Source organism: Vibrio sp. S457-15 (assembly GCF_000960545.1).
Lineage (GTDB): Bacteria > Pseudomonadota > Gammaproteobacteria > Enterobacterales > Vibrionaceae > Vibrio > Vibrio parahaemolyticus.
Window position 1 is genome coordinate 1 of the sequence record NZ_JYOQ01000147.1, and the last position, 402, is coordinate 402.

Annotated in this window: 1 pseudogene; it reads right to left on the reverse strand. The window is 36.8% G+C overall.

The annotated features are described in order from the left end of the window. Positions 1-402, reverse strand: a pseudogene (locus UF05_RS16560) (EscR/YscR/HrcR family type III secretion system export apparatus protein); the annotation flags it as partial.

Consider the following 402-nt stretch of genomic DNA (forward strand, 5'->3'; position numbering starts at 1 on the left):
ATAAAAGACGGCCAACTTAACAGGGGTTGAAATCACTGTCGGTGATAACATGGTCATCCCCAACCCACTCAAAATAACTGCAATCAAAAAGTCGATACTGACAAAAACGATATAAAGCTTTAACCCTAGTTCAAAGCCTTTATAAAGATCGTAAATCAAGCTACCAACAAAGTATTTAAAGGTGTCATGCTCTTTATCCAAATTAAATGGCAACTCAATCACTTCGCTTAATTTGTCGGTTTTTTGTTTTGCATGTTCTAGCAATTCAGGGAAAAATGTCGACCATTCACTGACTAATGAATACATGGTGACGTTTTTCGGCATATCGTTGTCAACATCTTGATTCAACTCTTGCTTTTCTTGCTGAGAAAAATAAGGTTTTACACGCTCAATACCTGGTTG